Origin of the sequence: Streptomyces millisiae (assembly GCF_031845425.1) — a bacterium.
In the GTDB taxonomy this organism is placed as follows: Bacteria; Actinomycetota; Actinomycetes; order Streptomycetales; family Streptomycetaceae; genus Streptomyces; species Streptomyces millisiae.
Window position 1 is genome coordinate 16,719 of the sequence record NZ_JAVREM010000003.1, and the last position, 12,759, is coordinate 29,477.

11 protein-coding genes are annotated in these 12,759 nt (G+C 74.5%); 2 read left to right on the forward strand and 9 right to left on the reverse strand.

Annotation, left to right across the window (positions count from 1 at the left end):
- Positions 1 to 18: 18 nt before the first annotated feature.
- From RNC47_RS04255 to fdh, 5 genes are read right to left on the reverse strand one after another with little or no spacing between them, the layout of a single operon-like run.
- Positions 19 to 519, reverse strand: a complete 501-nt coding sequence (locus RNC47_RS04255) for a DUF5709 domain-containing protein (RefSeq protein WP_311595640.1) — start codon at positions 517 to 519, stop codon at positions 19 to 21.
- Positions 520 to 541: 22 nt separating this feature from the next.
- On the reverse strand, positions 542 to 1,684 hold the full coding sequence (locus tag RNC47_RS04260; protein WP_311595641.1) for a glutathione-independent formaldehyde dehydrogenase: 1,143 nt from the start codon (positions 1,682 to 1,684) through the stop codon (positions 542 to 544).
- Positions 1,685 to 1,731: 47 nt separating this feature from the next.
- Entirely contained in the window at positions 1,732 to 2,820 is a 1,089-nt protein-coding gene (gene nrfD / locus RNC47_RS04265; RefSeq protein WP_311595642.1) for an NrfD/PsrC family molybdoenzyme membrane anchor subunit, read from the reverse strand.
- Complete coding sequence (locus tag RNC47_RS04270; RefSeq protein ID WP_311595644.1) at positions 2,817 to 3,773, reverse strand: 4Fe-4S dicluster domain-containing protein; 957 nt, start codon at positions 3,771 to 3,773, stop codon at positions 2,817 to 2,819. Before RNC47_RS04270 ends, nrfD begins: the two co-directional genes overlap by 4 nt.
- A gap of 3 nt (positions 3,774 to 3,776) precedes the next feature.
- On the reverse strand, positions 3,777 to 7,031 hold the full coding sequence (fdh, locus tag RNC47_RS04275) for a formate dehydrogenase (protein WP_311595645.1): 3,255 nt from the start codon (positions 7,029 to 7,031) through the stop codon (positions 3,777 to 3,779).
- A gap of 203 nt (positions 7,032 to 7,234) precedes the next feature.
- Between fdh and mgrA the strand changes: the two genes are divergently transcribed.
- Together mgrA and RNC47_RS04285 are read left to right on the forward strand one after the other, a co-directional pair.
- Complete coding sequence (gene mgrA, locus RNC47_RS04280; RefSeq protein ID WP_311595646.1) at positions 7,235 to 8,230, forward strand: L-glyceraldehyde 3-phosphate reductase; 996 nt, start codon at positions 7,235 to 7,237, stop codon at positions 8,228 to 8,230.
- A 214-nt stretch (positions 8,231 to 8,444) separates the two neighbouring features.
- Positions 8,445 to 9,422: a Gfo/Idh/MocA family protein gene (locus RNC47_RS04285; protein WP_311595648.1), complete on the forward strand. Its 978-nt coding sequence runs from the start codon at positions 8,445 to 8,447 to the stop codon at positions 9,420 to 9,422.
- Positions 9,423 to 9,443: 21 nt separating this feature from the next.
- On the opposite strand, the gene RNC47_RS04290 is transcribed toward RNC47_RS04285, so the two are convergent.
- From RNC47_RS04290 to RNC47_RS04305, 4 genes are read right to left on the reverse strand one after another with little or no spacing between them, the layout of a single operon-like run.
- Complete coding sequence (locus tag RNC47_RS04290) at positions 9,444 to 10,493, reverse strand: GNAT family N-acetyltransferase (protein ID WP_311595650.1); 1,050 nt, start codon at positions 10,491 to 10,493, stop codon at positions 9,444 to 9,446.
- Entirely contained in the window at positions 10,490 to 10,771 is a 282-nt protein-coding gene (locus RNC47_RS04295) for a hypothetical protein (protein ID WP_311595652.1), read from the reverse strand. The genes RNC47_RS04290 and RNC47_RS04295 overlap by 4 nt, the downstream gene beginning before the upstream one ends.
- 46 nt (positions 10,772 to 10,817) lie before the next feature.
- Positions 10,818 to 11,300 carry an NUDIX hydrolase gene (locus RNC47_RS04300; RefSeq protein ID WP_311595653.1) on the reverse strand — a complete coding sequence of 161 codons (483 nt, stop codon included), beginning with the start codon at positions 11,298 to 11,300 and terminating at the stop codon, positions 10,818 to 10,820.
- 44 nt (positions 11,301 to 11,344) lie between these two features.
- Complete coding sequence (locus RNC47_RS04305) at positions 11,345 to 12,673, reverse strand: aminotransferase-like domain-containing protein (protein WP_311595655.1); 1,329 nt, start codon at positions 12,671 to 12,673, stop codon at positions 11,345 to 11,347.
- Positions 12,674 to 12,759 lie beyond the last annotated feature (86 nt).

Sequence of the window (12,759 nt, forward strand, 5' to 3'; positions counted from 1 at the left end):
CGCGAGAGCCTCGCCGCGCTACTCGCCCTCCTCGCGTGGCTCCTCGGGGCCGAGCTCCGCGATGACGTGGACGGCCGCCTCCTCCGCCGAGGCGGCGCCGCCGTCGATGCCCATGTCCTGGGCCGAGGGGCCGTCGCCGCCGCGCAGCGGGTACCGCTCGTCCACCTTGACGAGGCGTCCCGCGCGCGCGTCGCCGACCTCGTCGTCCACCGGCTCGCCCGCCATCCCCGGCTGGTCGCCGATGCCGTCGCCCTCGGGCTCGGCGACCTCGGGCACCTCCTCGTCCAGGCGTTGGTCGAGGGACTCCCGGTCGTGCTGCTCCCTGGCCGTCGTGCCGTGGCGGCTCACCGCGAACGGCCGTTCCGGTGGCGAGTAGCCCTGGTCCAGCGTCTCGTCCTGCCGCGGCTCGTCGAGCGCGTTGTCCAGGTCGACGTCCACGGGGTTGTCGTCCTGGTCGTCGTCGGCTCGTGGCGGCTGGTAGACCTCGTCGCCCATTTCCTCCTCCGGCGTGGTCGACATTTCGCCTCCTCCCGGGGCGGGTTCAGCCGTGCAGGCCCGGTTTCAGCAGGACCTTCGTCCAGCCGTCCACCCGCTTGTCGAACCGGTCGTACGCCAACGGCGCCTGATCGAGCGGTAGTCGGTGGGAGACCACGAAGCTCGGGGTCGCCCGACCGGCGATGATCAGGTCCCGCAGCTGCCGGTTGTACGCCTTGACGTTCGCCTGCCCGGTGCCCATCCGCAGCCCCTTCTCGAAGAAGCGGCCCATCGCGAACAGCAGTTCGCCGTGCTTGGCGCTCTCGCTCGGACCGCCCGGGTCGGACGGCACGTAGAGCCCGACCACGCCCAGCATCCCGGTCGGCCTGACGGCCTCGACCAGGGTGTTGAGCACCATCGCCGGCTGCTCCTCGCCCTCCCGCACCGTGGCCTGGTAGCCCACCGCGTCGATGCCCTTGTCGGTGCCCTCGCCGCCGGTGTGCTCCTTGATCTGCTCCGCCGCGTCGCCGCGCGTGTAGTCGACCGGGGTGGCGCCGATCTGCTCGGCGAGTCGCAGCCGGTCCCGCTGCCGGTCCACGACGAACACCCGGGAGGCGCCGCGCAGCAGCGCCGAGTACGCCGCCATCAGGCCGACGGGCCCGGCGCCGAAGACACAGACCGAGTCGCCGGGGCTGACGTCGGCCAGCTCGGTGGCGTGGTAGCCGGTGGGGAAGATGTCCGCGAGCAGCGCGAAGTCGTCCTCGTGCTCGTTGCCCCTGGGCAGCTGGAGGCAGTTGAAGTCCGCGAACGGCACCCGCAGGTACTCGGCCTGGCCGCCCCGGTAGGGCCCCATCGAGACATAGCCGTAGGCGCCGCCGGCGAAGCCCTGGTTGACGGTCAGGCAGAAGCCGGTCCGCCCGGCCAGGCAGTTCCTGCAGAACCCGCACGCCACGTTGAACGGCAGGACCACGCGGTCGCCCTTCCGCACCGTGGCCACGCCCGAGCCGACCTCCTCGACCACCCCCATGTTCTCGTGGCCGAAGACGATGCCCGACTCCGCGCCCGTTCTGCCCTCGTACATGTGCAGGTCGGAGCCGCAGATCGCGCTGGTGGTGATGCGGATGACGACATCGGTCGGCGCCTCGATCCGCGCGTCCGCCACCTCGTCGACCGACACGGAGTAGGGCTCGTGGTAAACGACCGCCTTCATCAGCTACCTCCCCGGCGTGGGGTTCGATATAAGCACTTTGTTCTATTTTATGCGTCCGGGGGCGGGCCGGCGACCTCGCCGCCGGCCGTGCCGTCGTCCAGGACGGCCCGCACCCCGGCCGCCTGCTCGGCCAGTCCTGACCTGGCCGCCAGCCGCTCACGCTGCGGCAGCACCGTGTACTTCGGGTCACGGGCCGAGGCCAGGCCGGCGTGGAAGATCCCGAACCTGGTGCACGCCGAGGACGCGAGCAGCGCCGCCCCCGACACCGCCGCCACGGTCCTGCTCCGCCCGCCGAGCAGCCAGCCGGCCGCCGCGCCCGCCACACCCAACCGCCGCGCGGCGGCGAGCAGCCGGCCGGCCGGGCCGCCCTCGTAGGTCTCCGCCACCACGCCGGCGCGCCGCCGGGCGGCCCCCAGCGCCGCCAGCTCGGTCACCGTGCCGAGCACCGCGGCCCGCCTGGCGGGCCGGTTCTCGGCGCGCGGCCCGGCGAGCAGCGCCATCCCGGCCGCGGCCGCCGCCGCCGAGCCCACGAACACATACGGCAGCTCACGGTGGGCCGTGTGCCAGGCCGGCACCGCGGTGTCCGCGATCAACACCCCGGTGTAGGCCGCCACCGCCGGGCCCAGGCAGGCGGCGCCCGCGGTCGCCGCCCGGCCGGCGCGGGGCGCCCGGCCGGTCAGCTCGCTCACGGCCGCCGCGCCGGCCAGCGGCCCGTAGCCGGCCAGCAGCCAGGAACCGACGCTCATCGGCGAGGTCGGCTTCACCACCCGCAGCATGTTGCCGAACCGCGCAGGACGGCCCAGGTCGTTGACCAGCGCCGCCACCGAGAGGGAGACAGCGCTGAGCGAGCTCAGCTTCATCGCCCGCGCGGTGGCCGCCCTGCCGGTCAGCTGGGCCCCGGCCGCCAGCACCGAGCCCGCGCCGGCGAGCCCGCCGAGGAACAGGTAGCCGGCGATGTCCCGGGGCTCCCACGCGGGAGCCTTGATCACCGGGCGACCGTAGTAGGACTCCGCCGGCACCGGCCGGTCCCCCTGCTTCCGTCGCCGGCGCTCCCCGTCGACGCCCGGCGCGAACAGCGCCTCCCGCCCGGGACGTACCCCGGCAAGGCCCTCGCGCCTGACCTCCGCCTCGCTCATCGACCGCTCCTTCCCGACGTCCGGCTCCTTTGACCCGCGAAGACGGCCGCCAGGCCGCCCAGCAGGGCCAGCGCCGCCGTCCCCGCGTGGCGCCACATCACCGGCAGGTCCCGGGTGGTCACCACCGGGTCCGGCGGCAGCCCGTACACCTCGGGCTCGTCCAGCAGCAGGAAGAAGGCGCCGTCGCCGCCCACCCCGTCCGCCGGGTCGGCCCCGTAGAGCCTGGCGTCCGGCACGCCGGTCTCCCGCAGCCGCGTCACCCTGGCCGCCGCCCGCTCCCGCAGCTCGTCGAGCGGGCCGAACTGGATGGAGTCGGTGGGGCAGGCCTTGGCGCAGGCCGGCTCCTGCCCCGCGCCGAGCCGGTCGTAGCAGAGCGTGCACTTCCAGGCTCGGCCGTCGCCCTCGCGCTGCTCGATCACCCCGTACGGGCAGGCCGGCACGCAGTAGCCGCAGCCGTTGCAGATGTCCTCCTGCACCACCACCGTGCCGAACTCGGTGCGGAACAGCGAGCCGGTGGGGCACACGTCGAGGCAGGCGGCGTGCGTGCAGTGCTTGCACACGTCCGAGGCCATCAGCCAGCGCAGGCCGCCGTCCCCGTCCCCCGCGGAGCCCTCGGCGGCCAGCGCCAGCACGTCGAGGTCCGGGTGCTCGACCGCGGACCGCTGGCCGCCGAGCGGCCTGGTCTGCTCGACGAACGCCACATGCCGCCAGGTCGAGGCGCCGAGCCCGCCGGTGTTGTCGTAGCTCATCCCGGTCAGCGGCCCGCCGTCCGCCGGGACGGCGTTCCACTCCTTGCAGGCCACCTCGCACGCCTTGCAGCCGATGCACACCGACGTGTCGGTGAAGAACCCGACGCGCGGCGGCGCCTCGGTGTGCCCGGCGTCGGCCGCCACCTCGGGCTCGGGCCCGGACAGCAACCGCCGCCACCGGCCCTCGCGTTCGGCCGTCGTCATGGGTCAGACCTCCAGTCCGGTTCGCGGGGAGACGCGGGCGCGCCGCCGGTAGTCGTCGAGCAGGGCGCGGAGCTCGGGGCCGCGCGGGCGCCGCCCGGGCCGGATGTCCGCGGTCAGCGCCTTCACCTCCTGGATGTGGACGTTGGGGTCCAGCACGATCGAGGTCAGCTCGTTGGCGGCGTCGCCGCGGCTGAGCCCGTTGGACCCCCAGTGGTAGGGCAGCCCGATCTGGTACACCGTCCTGCCGTCGGCGCGCAGCGGCCCCATCCTGGCCGTGACGTGCACCCGGGCCTCGATCGCGCCGCGCGCGGTGACCACGGTCGCCCAGCCGCCGTGCGCGAGCCCCCGCTCGGCCGCCAGCTCGGGGGAGACCTCGCAGAACATCTCCGGCTGCAGCTCCACCAGGTAGGGCGACCAGCGGGTCATCCCGCCGGCCGTGAAGTGCTCGGTGAGCCGGTAGGTGGTCACCACGTAGGGGAAGACCCCGGCGCCCGGCTCGTCGGGTGCCGGGTGGTACTCGTTGCCCTCGCGTGGGAACGTCAGCCGCACCGGCGAGCGGTCGTGCTCGGGGTGCAGCGGGTTGGCGAACGGCGAGTCCTGCGGCTCGTAGTGCGTCGGCAGCGGACCGTCGGCGAGCCCGGCCGGCGCGAAGAGCCAGCCCTTGCCGTCGCCCTGCATGATGAACGCGTCGTCGCCGCGCAGCGCCGCCACACCCGCGGCGTCCTCGGCCGGCACGTGGTCGGGGGCCAGGCCCTCGGGGAAGTCCGGCACGTCGTGCCCCGTCCACCGGCCGGCCGCCGGGTCCCACCACACGTACGCCTTGCGCTCGCTCCACGGCCGGCCGTCCGGGGCCGCCGAGGCGCGGTTGTACAGCACCCGGCGGTTGGCTGGCCAGGCCCAGGCCCACTCGGCCGCCACCCAGTCCTGCTCGTCGCCGGGGCGGCGCCGCGCCGCCTGGTTGACGCCGTCCGCGTACACCCCGCAGTAGATCCAGCAGCCGCAGGAGGTCGAGCCGTCGTCGCGCAGCTCGGTGTACGAGGACAGCGGCGCGCCGTCCGGGCCGCGCCCGTTGATCTCGGCCAGCACCGCGTCGGCGATCGGCTCCGCGGTCGGCCCGTCGGTCGGGTAGTCCCAGGCCAGGTCGAGGAAGAGCCGGTCGGCCGGGTCGGTCGAGCCGGCCAGCTTCTCCCTGATCCGCCGGCCCAGGTGGTAGGCGAACCACAGGTCGCTGCGCGCGTCGCCCGCCGGCTCGACCGCCTTGTGGTGCCACTGCAGCCAGCGGTTGGTGTTGGTGAACGAGCCGGACTTCTCGGTGTGCGCGGCCGCCGGGAAGAAGAACACCTCGGTGGCGATGTCCTCGGTGCGCAGCTCGCCGTTCTCGATCTCGGGACCGTCCCGCCACCAGGTCGCCGACTCGATCAGCGAGAAGTCCCTGACCACCAGCCAGTCGAGCGCGGCCATGCCGAGGCGCTGCAGCCTGCTGTTGGCGGAGCCGACCGCCGGGTTCTCGCCGAACAGGAAGTAGCCCTTGCAGACGCCGTCCAGCTGCGCCATCACCGTGTCGTAGGTGCTGTGCGAGCCGGTGATCCGCGGCAGGTGGTCGAAGCAGTAGTCGTTCTCGGCGGTGGCCGCCGCGCCGTAGTAGGACTTCAGCAGGCTCACCACGTAGGACCGCGCCTCGGCCCAGAAGCCCTTGCGGGTGCGCACCGTGTCCACGAAGGAGTCCAGGTCCTGGTGGCGGTGCGCCTGCGGCATCGGGATGTAGCCGGGCAGCAGGTTGAACAGGGTCGGGATGTCGCTCGACCCCTGGATGCTGGCGTGCCCGCGCAGCGCCTGGATGCCGCCGCCGGGACGCCCGATGTTGCCGAGCAGCAGCTGGAGCACGCAGGCCGCCCTGATGTACTGGGCGCCGACCGAGTGCTGGGTCCAGCCGACGGCGTAGGCGAAGGCGCTGGTGCGGTCCGGGCCGGAGTTTCCGGTGAGGGCGTCGCAGACCCGCGCGAAGGTGGCGGGGTCCACGCCGCAGACCCGCTCCACCATCTCCGGGGTGTAGCGGGCGTAGTGCCGCTTGAGGATCTGGTAGACGCAGCGCGGGTCGGTGAGCGTCTCGTCCCGCCGCACGTGCGGCTGCACCCGGGCGCCGCCCGAGCCGTGCGACTCGGCGCCGCCGGCGCGCTGCTGGGCGGCCAGCTCCGAGGCGTCGCCGGGCTGGGCCTGCTGGCTGCCGGCCGGCGCCCGCACCGTGTCGCCCGCGTAGCGCCAGCTGGCGGGGTCGTAGTGCCGGCGCTCCTCGTCGAGCCCGGAGAAGACGCCGGCCAGGTCCTCGGTGTCCTGGAACTCCTCGCCGACGATCGTCGCGGCGTTGGTGTACGCGAGCACGTACTCGCGGAAGTCCTTGCCCTCGGTCAGCACGTGGTTGATCAGCCCGCCGAGGAAGGCGATGTCGCTGCCGGCCCTGATCGGCACGTGCAGGTCGGCCAGGGCGCTGGTCCTGGTGAACCTGGGGTCGACGTGGATGATGGTGGCGCCGCGCGCCTTGGCCTCCATCACCCACTGGAAGCCGACCGGGTGGCACTCGGCGAAGTTGGAGCCCTGGATCACCACGCAGTCGGAGTTCTGCAGGTCCTGCATGAAGGTGGTGGCGCCACCCCGGCCGAAGGAGGTGCCGAGGCCCGCGACGGTGGCGCTGTGGCAGACCCGGGCCTGGTTCTCGATCTGCACCACGCCGAGGCCGGTGAGGAGCTTCTTGATCAGGTAGTTCTCCTCGTTGTCCAGCACCGCGCCGCCCAGGCTGGCGATGCCGAGGGTGCGTGCCACCCGGTCGCCGTTCTCCTCCCACCGCCAGGTCTCGCGGCGGGTCCTGATCACCCGGTCGGCCACCATGTCCATGGCGGTGTCCAGGTCGAGCGGCTCCCAGTCGGTGGCGCCCGGGCGGCGGTGGAGCACCTGGTGGCGGCGGGCCTCGCCGGTGACGAGCTGGAGGGTGGCCGCGCCCTTGGGGCAGAGCCGGCCGCGGCTGACCGGGGAGTTCGGGTCGCCCTCGATCTGGGTGACCCGGTCGTCCTTGACGTAGACCTGCTGGCCGCAGCCCACCGCGCAGTAGGGGCAGACGGAGGACACCACCCGGTCGGCCGTCGCGGTCCGGGGTCGCAGCCGCTCGGTGGCCCGGGACTTCGCGGCGGCGCCGCGGCCGAGCGGGTCACCGCCCGTCAGTTGCCGGTACACCGGCCACTCCTGGATCCAGCGGCGCGTGCCCATCTCAGGTCCCTTCCCTTCGGGTGTCTCAGGGTCAGTTTCCCGTTCCGGGCATATTTACCGACTTGTATCGGATATCCACCCGATTGCGTCATCGAGGCGGGGGCGCCGAGGGGGTGTCGCGCGGGTTCCGTGACCGGTTGTGTTGCTGACACGGCGTATGACAGGATGCCGCGATTCGATCGCCACTCGACCCTGGAGCGTCCGTGACCCACGTCGCCGCCGAGGCCCGCTACGAGGACATGCCCTACCGGCGGAGCGGCAGGTCGGGGCTGCGGCTGCCCGCCGTGTCCCTCGGTCTCTGGCACAACTTCGGGGACGGCAACCCGCTGGAGACGCAGCGCGCCATCCTGCTGCGGGCGTTCGACCTCGGGGTCACCCACTTCGACCTGGCCAACAACTACGGCCCGCCGCCCGGCGCCGCGGAGCGCAACTTCGGCCGGATCTTCGCGGCCGACCTCCGGCGCTACCGGGACGAGATCATCGTCTCGAGCAAGGCCGGGTACCACATGTGGTCCGGGCCCTACGGCGAATGGGGCTCCCGCAAGAACCTGCTGGCCAGCCTCGACCAGAGCCTGGGGCGGCTCGGCCTGGAGTACGTGGACGTCTTCTACTCCCACCGGCCCGACCCGGACACCCCGCTCGAGGAGACCATGGGCGCGCTGGACGCCGCCGTCCGGCAGGGCAAGGCGCTCTACGTCGGGATCTCCAACTACTCGGCGGCCCAGACCCGGGAGGCCGCCCGCATCCTGCGCGAGCTCGGCACCCCGCTGCTGATCCACCAGCCCTCCTACTCGATGCTCAACCGCTGGGTGGAGGAGGACGGCCTGCTGGACGCGCTGGACGAGGTCGGCGCCGGCTCCATCGTCTTCTCGCCGCTGGCCCAGGGCCTGCTGACCGACCGCTACCTGGGTGGCGTCCCCGAGGGCTCGCGCGCCGCGGGCGAGAGCCCCTTCCTGTCCCGCGCCGGGATCACCCCCGAGTACCTGGCCAAGGCCAAGAAGCTCGACGAGATCGCCGGCGCGCGCGGCCAGAGCCTGGCCCAGCTGGCCATCGCGTGGGTGCTGCGGGGCGGCCGGGTCACCTCGGCGCTGGTCGGGGCGAGCAGCGTGGCCCAACTGGAGGACAACGTGGCGGCGGTGCGGAACCTCGACTTCACCGAGGAGGAGCTGGCCGCGATCGAGGCGACGCTGGCGGAGTAGCAAGCCTGCCCCGCCGTGCGGCCGGTGCCAAGCGGGCAAACCGCCACCAGCTACGCGGTGGGGCCGGCCGCTCTTTTCCAACGTTGCATATTTTCCCCGGGAGTTACTTCACTAAGCTATCGAAGTTGCCTAGAGTGGTGGGAGCCGTCCGCACCGTGAGCATCCGCACACGGTCAGCTCGACCCGTTCGACCACACCGACCAGGGGGCGCACAGTGACGAGGAGGACCCGGTACGCGTTGATCGGCACCGGCGACCGGGCGCGTGCCTACGTGCGCGCCCTGCTCCACGAGCACCGCGAGCCGGCCGAGCTGATCGCGCTGCTCGACGCCGTCCCCGTCCACCTGGACCGCTTCGAGGACTACATCCGTGGCCTCGCCGCGGACGGCAGATCACCGGTGCGCTACGGCGCCGGCGGCCTGGAGCGGATGATCGACGAGCAGAAGATCGACCGGGTCATCCTCACCACGCCCGACGCCACCCACGCCGACCTCACCTGCCGCTCCCTGCTCGCCGGCGCGGACGTGATCGTGGAACCCCCGCTGACCATGGACGACGCCGGCGCCCGGCGGATCGCCTCGGCCATCGAGGCCAGCGGCCGCGAGGTCGTGGTCGCCTTCAACCAGCGCCACGCCCCGGCCAACACCGCCCTGCGCGAGCTGCTCTCGGCCGGCGGGGTCGGCCGGATCACCGCCGTGCGGGCGGAGTGGCCCTCGGGGCGTGACCCGCTGCTCGCCCAGGCGTCCCACCACTTCGACCTCGTCAACTGGTGGCTCGACGACGTCCCGGCGAGGGTCTCCGCCACCGCGGGCGACGACCTGCCGCTCACCGTGACCGTCGCCTACCGGGGCGGCGCCACGCTGCACTACACCCGCCGTGCCGAGGACGAACCCCGTCGGGTGGTGATAGACGGCACCGAGGGCACCGCCGAACTGGCGGCTGAGGAGCGGCTGACCGTGCGCCGCCACGGCGCGGCGGAGGCTCGGGAGGTGCCGATCGCCGAGCCGGCGACCGACGCCGACGCCCGGCTCTTCCACGCGCTGTTCCGCCCATGGGAGACCGAGCCGCCGGTGCCGCGCGTCGCCGACGTGACGGCCGGCCTCAACGCCGCGGCGATCGGCGCGGCCGCCGTCCGGTCCCTCGAGGCCGGCCTGCCTGTCGACATCGCGGAGCTCGACCCGGCCGTCCCCTGAGGTCGGGCCGGGGCCGCGCGCTCAGGCCACCGGCCAGATCTCCGGAGGAACGGCCGGGAACCCCGCCGCGAGGAACGGCTCGGCGGCCGGGTCGTGCACGATCAGGTCCGGCCAGAGGTCCAGCGCTTCCCCGAGACCCCGGTTGCCGAGCAGCAGGTGGAGCAGGGCCGCGGGCGGGACCGCGGCGTGCGGCGTCGCGGCGTCCCGCCGCTCGCCGCCGCGTGGCTCGGCGCGCGCCGAGACCGGCACGCCGTCGGCGAAGCGCAGCGTGATCCACTGGCGGTAGGTGTCGATCACCATCGTCTCGCCGGGCCAGCGCAGGTCCTGCTCCCGCCAGCGCCGGGCGACGACGGGCAGCCAGTGGTCGAGCAGGGCGGCCGGATCGCCGGTTCGCGCGTACCAGGCCCGCGGCCGCCGGAAGACGCCGGGCGAGGCGGAGCGCGCGAGCGGGTGGGCGGCGGGCAGCAGCAGCCGCAGCGACATGAAGGGACGCTGCGGGCTGGCCGCCGCGGCGCCGGCCGCGGCGAGCCGGCGCCGCATGCCGGGCACGGCCAGCGGCCACATCCCCTGGTCGGCGCAGCCGGCGGCCAGCACGGGCAGGGAGCCGTCGGCGCCCAGGCGCAGGCCGTGGACCAGGTAGCCGGCCACCGCCCCGGAGGCGTCGAGCACCGCCATCACCCCGCGCCGGACCGTGGAGTCGGGCCGGTGCCCGGAGATCTCGTGGGCCCAGGCGCGCTCGTCCCGGGGGCAGGCCAGGACGTCCCGACCCGCCACGGTCTCGTCGACACGCGCCAGGGCGGGGGCGTCCGCGGGCACGGCCGGGCGGATCAGGATCCCGGCGTGGTGCGACGCCGGTGGCTCGACGAGCTCACCCGCCGGGATGTCCCGGGCGTCCCCGGGGCGGAGCGCGTAGTCGTAGCCGAAGCGGCGGTAGAAGTAGGGGATCCCCTCGATCACCTGGAGCGCGGTCCCGTCGCGCGAACACCGGGCGTGCAGTTCGTCGAGCAGGCGGCCGGCCAGCCGCCGTCCGCGGTGGCCGGGGTCGGTGCCGACGAGCTCGGGCTGGGTCACCGGCAGCCGGACGCCGCCGAGGGTCCACTCTCCCCCAGACTTCGTCCGGGAGGTGCCCCCTGCCGGATCCCGACCAGGGCGGCGGCGATCCCCGTCCCGTCGGCCCGTTCGGCGACCAGGAAGTCGTCGGGCCGCACGCGTGGATGGCCCTCGAAGAGGTCGCGGGTCCAGGATCCGATGCCGGGATACGGGTGCACGGCCTCGTTGAGCTCCGCGCACCGGTCGATGTCGGTCGGACGCCCCGGGCGGATGATGTAAGGGTCACCTATGGATTGCACGGGCTACATCCTCGCCAGTGGGGCCACTTCCCACAAGGGGTGTCCGTCACGGGGCGACCGGCACGTAGCCCAGGTCGACGGGGGCGTGCCCCGGGGCGTCGGCGAGGAGGACGGGAAGCTGCGGGGGCCACACGGGCTCGGCCCTGGGGTCGGCGAGGTCGGCGGGCGACCACCAGCGCCAGTCCAGGATGCCGTCGCCCGCGTGCGACGCGGACAGGTCACCGAGCGGGTCCCGGCGAGGGCCGGGCGCCAGGAAGATGACCTCGTGCTGGCGCACCGGTACGCCGGCCCGGGTGTAGTCGTGGGTCCACGTGCAGAGCACCCGGTCGGCGTCGAGCGGCACGTCGGCCCAGCCGGTCTCCTCGACGAGCTCGCGCGCGGCCGCCTGGAGGCGCGACTCGCCGGGGTCGAGGCCGCCGCCCGGCATCGCCCAGTGCACGCCGACCTCCTCGTTGTCGTACCGGAAGAGGAACACCGCCCCGTCGGGGGCCAGCACGGCGACCCTGGCCGCCTCTCTCGGGATCCGCATGCGCCCATCCTCCCAACCGGTCGGGCGGCGGCGGGCCGGGGCGGTCACTCCGGCGTGAGGTCCTCCGGCGTGCCGCGCGCCAGGCCGGCCAACGTGTCGAGGGCGCGGGACAGCACGCCGGGCGCGGGCGAACCCAGCGCCAGCCGCACCGCGTTGGGGGCGTGGGCCGGGTCCACGGTGAAGGCCGCGCCGGGGGCCATGGCGATGCCGTGCCGGGCCGCGGCGGCGACGAAGGTCTCGGCGCGCCAGGGGGCGGGCAGCTCCCACCAGCAGTGGTAGGCGCCGGGGTCGGCCGAGACGGCGAAGCCGGCGAGGCGGTCGGCCACGAGCCGTTGACGCTCGGCCGCGTCGGCCCGCTTGGCGGCCTCCACGGCCGCCGCGGTGCCGTCCGTCAGCCACTGGGTGGCCGCCGCGAGCGCGAAGCCGGCCGCGGACCAGGCGCCGGAGCGCAGGGCGGCGGCGAAGCGTGGCGCGTCGCCCGGCGGGGCGACCAGGAAGCCCACGGTCAGGCCGGGGGCCAGCCGCTTGGAGAGGCTGTCGACGACCACCACCCGCTCCGGCGCGAGGGCGGCCAGCGGGGGGAGGTCGGCGCGCAGGAAGCCGTAGACGCTGTCCTCGACGGCGGTCAGGCCCGAGTGCCGCAGGACGGCCGCCAGTTCGGACCTGCGCTCGGGCGGCATGGTGGCGCCGAGCGGGTTGTGCACGGTCGGCTGGAGGTAGACGGCGCGCAGCGGGGGAGCGGTGGCCAGCGCGTCGGGCCGCAGCCCGTGCTCGTCCATGGCGAGTGGCACCAGGGCGATGCCGAGCCGCGCCGCGATCCCCTTGACCAGCGGGTAGGTGAACCGCTCGACCCCGAGCCGTTCGCCGGTGGGAACGAGCGCGGCGAGCGCGGCGGCCAGGGCGGCGCGGCCGCTGCCGGCGAACAGCAGGCGGTCGGGCTCCGGGGCCCAGCCGGCGCGGGACAGGTGCGCCGCGGCCGCCTCCCGGGCCGGGGCGGTGCCGGCCGCGGTGGTGGGCCGCAGCCCGGCGTCCAGCACGTCGGGCCGCGCCATCCTCGTCAGGCCGGCGGCCAGCCGCTCCGACTGCCCTGGCAGCACGGGGAAGTTGACCTCCAGGTCGACCCGGGCCGCGCCCGGCTCGGCCAGCGCGGGCTCGGCCGCCGGCGCGCCGGCCCTGACGAAGGTGCCCCGGCCGACCTCGCCCACGGCCAGGCCGCGCCGCACCAGCTCGCCGTAGACCCGGGCCGCGGTCGAGCCGGCGATGCCGTGCTGCCGCGCGAACCGCCGCTGCGGTGGCAACCGTTCGCCCGGGCGAAGCCGGCCGGCGGTGATGTCGGCGGCGATCCGGTCGGCGATGCGCCGGTAGTCCTCCATCGGAGACCGCCCTCTCCTGGTCGGGGAACGAACGAGATTGCTCCGAGAGCATTTCAGAGTATTGCACCGAGATAATGCGGTGCATA

Coding starts and splice junctions, on each gene's coding strand:
- RNC47_RS04260 (WP_311595641.1), bottom strand. CDS start 1,684: ATGAAGGCGGTCGTTTACCACGAGCCCTACTCCGTGTCGGTCGACGAG.
- RNC47_RS04300 (WP_311595653.1), bottom strand. CDS start 11,300: ATGCGGATCCCGAGAGAGGCGGCCAGGGTCGCCGTGCTGGCCCCCGAC.
- RNC47_RS04305 (WP_311595655.1), bottom strand. CDS start 12,673: ATGGAGGACTACCGGCGCATCGCCGACCGGATCGCCGCCGACATCACC.
- RNC47_RS04270 (WP_311595644.1), bottom strand. CDS start 3,773: ATGACGACGGCCGAACGCGAGGGCCGGTGGCGGCGGTTGCTGTCCGGG.
- fdh (WP_311595645.1), bottom strand. CDS start 7,031: ATGGGCACGCGCCGCTGGATCCAGGAGTGGCCGGTGTACCGGCAACTG.
- nrfD (WP_311595642.1), bottom strand. CDS start 2,820: ATGAGCGAGGCGGAGGTCAGGCGCGAGGGCCTTGCCGGGGTACGTCCC.
- RNC47_RS04255 (WP_311595640.1), bottom strand. CDS start 519: ATGTCGACCACGCCGGAGGAGGAAATGGGCGACGAGGTCTACCAGCCG.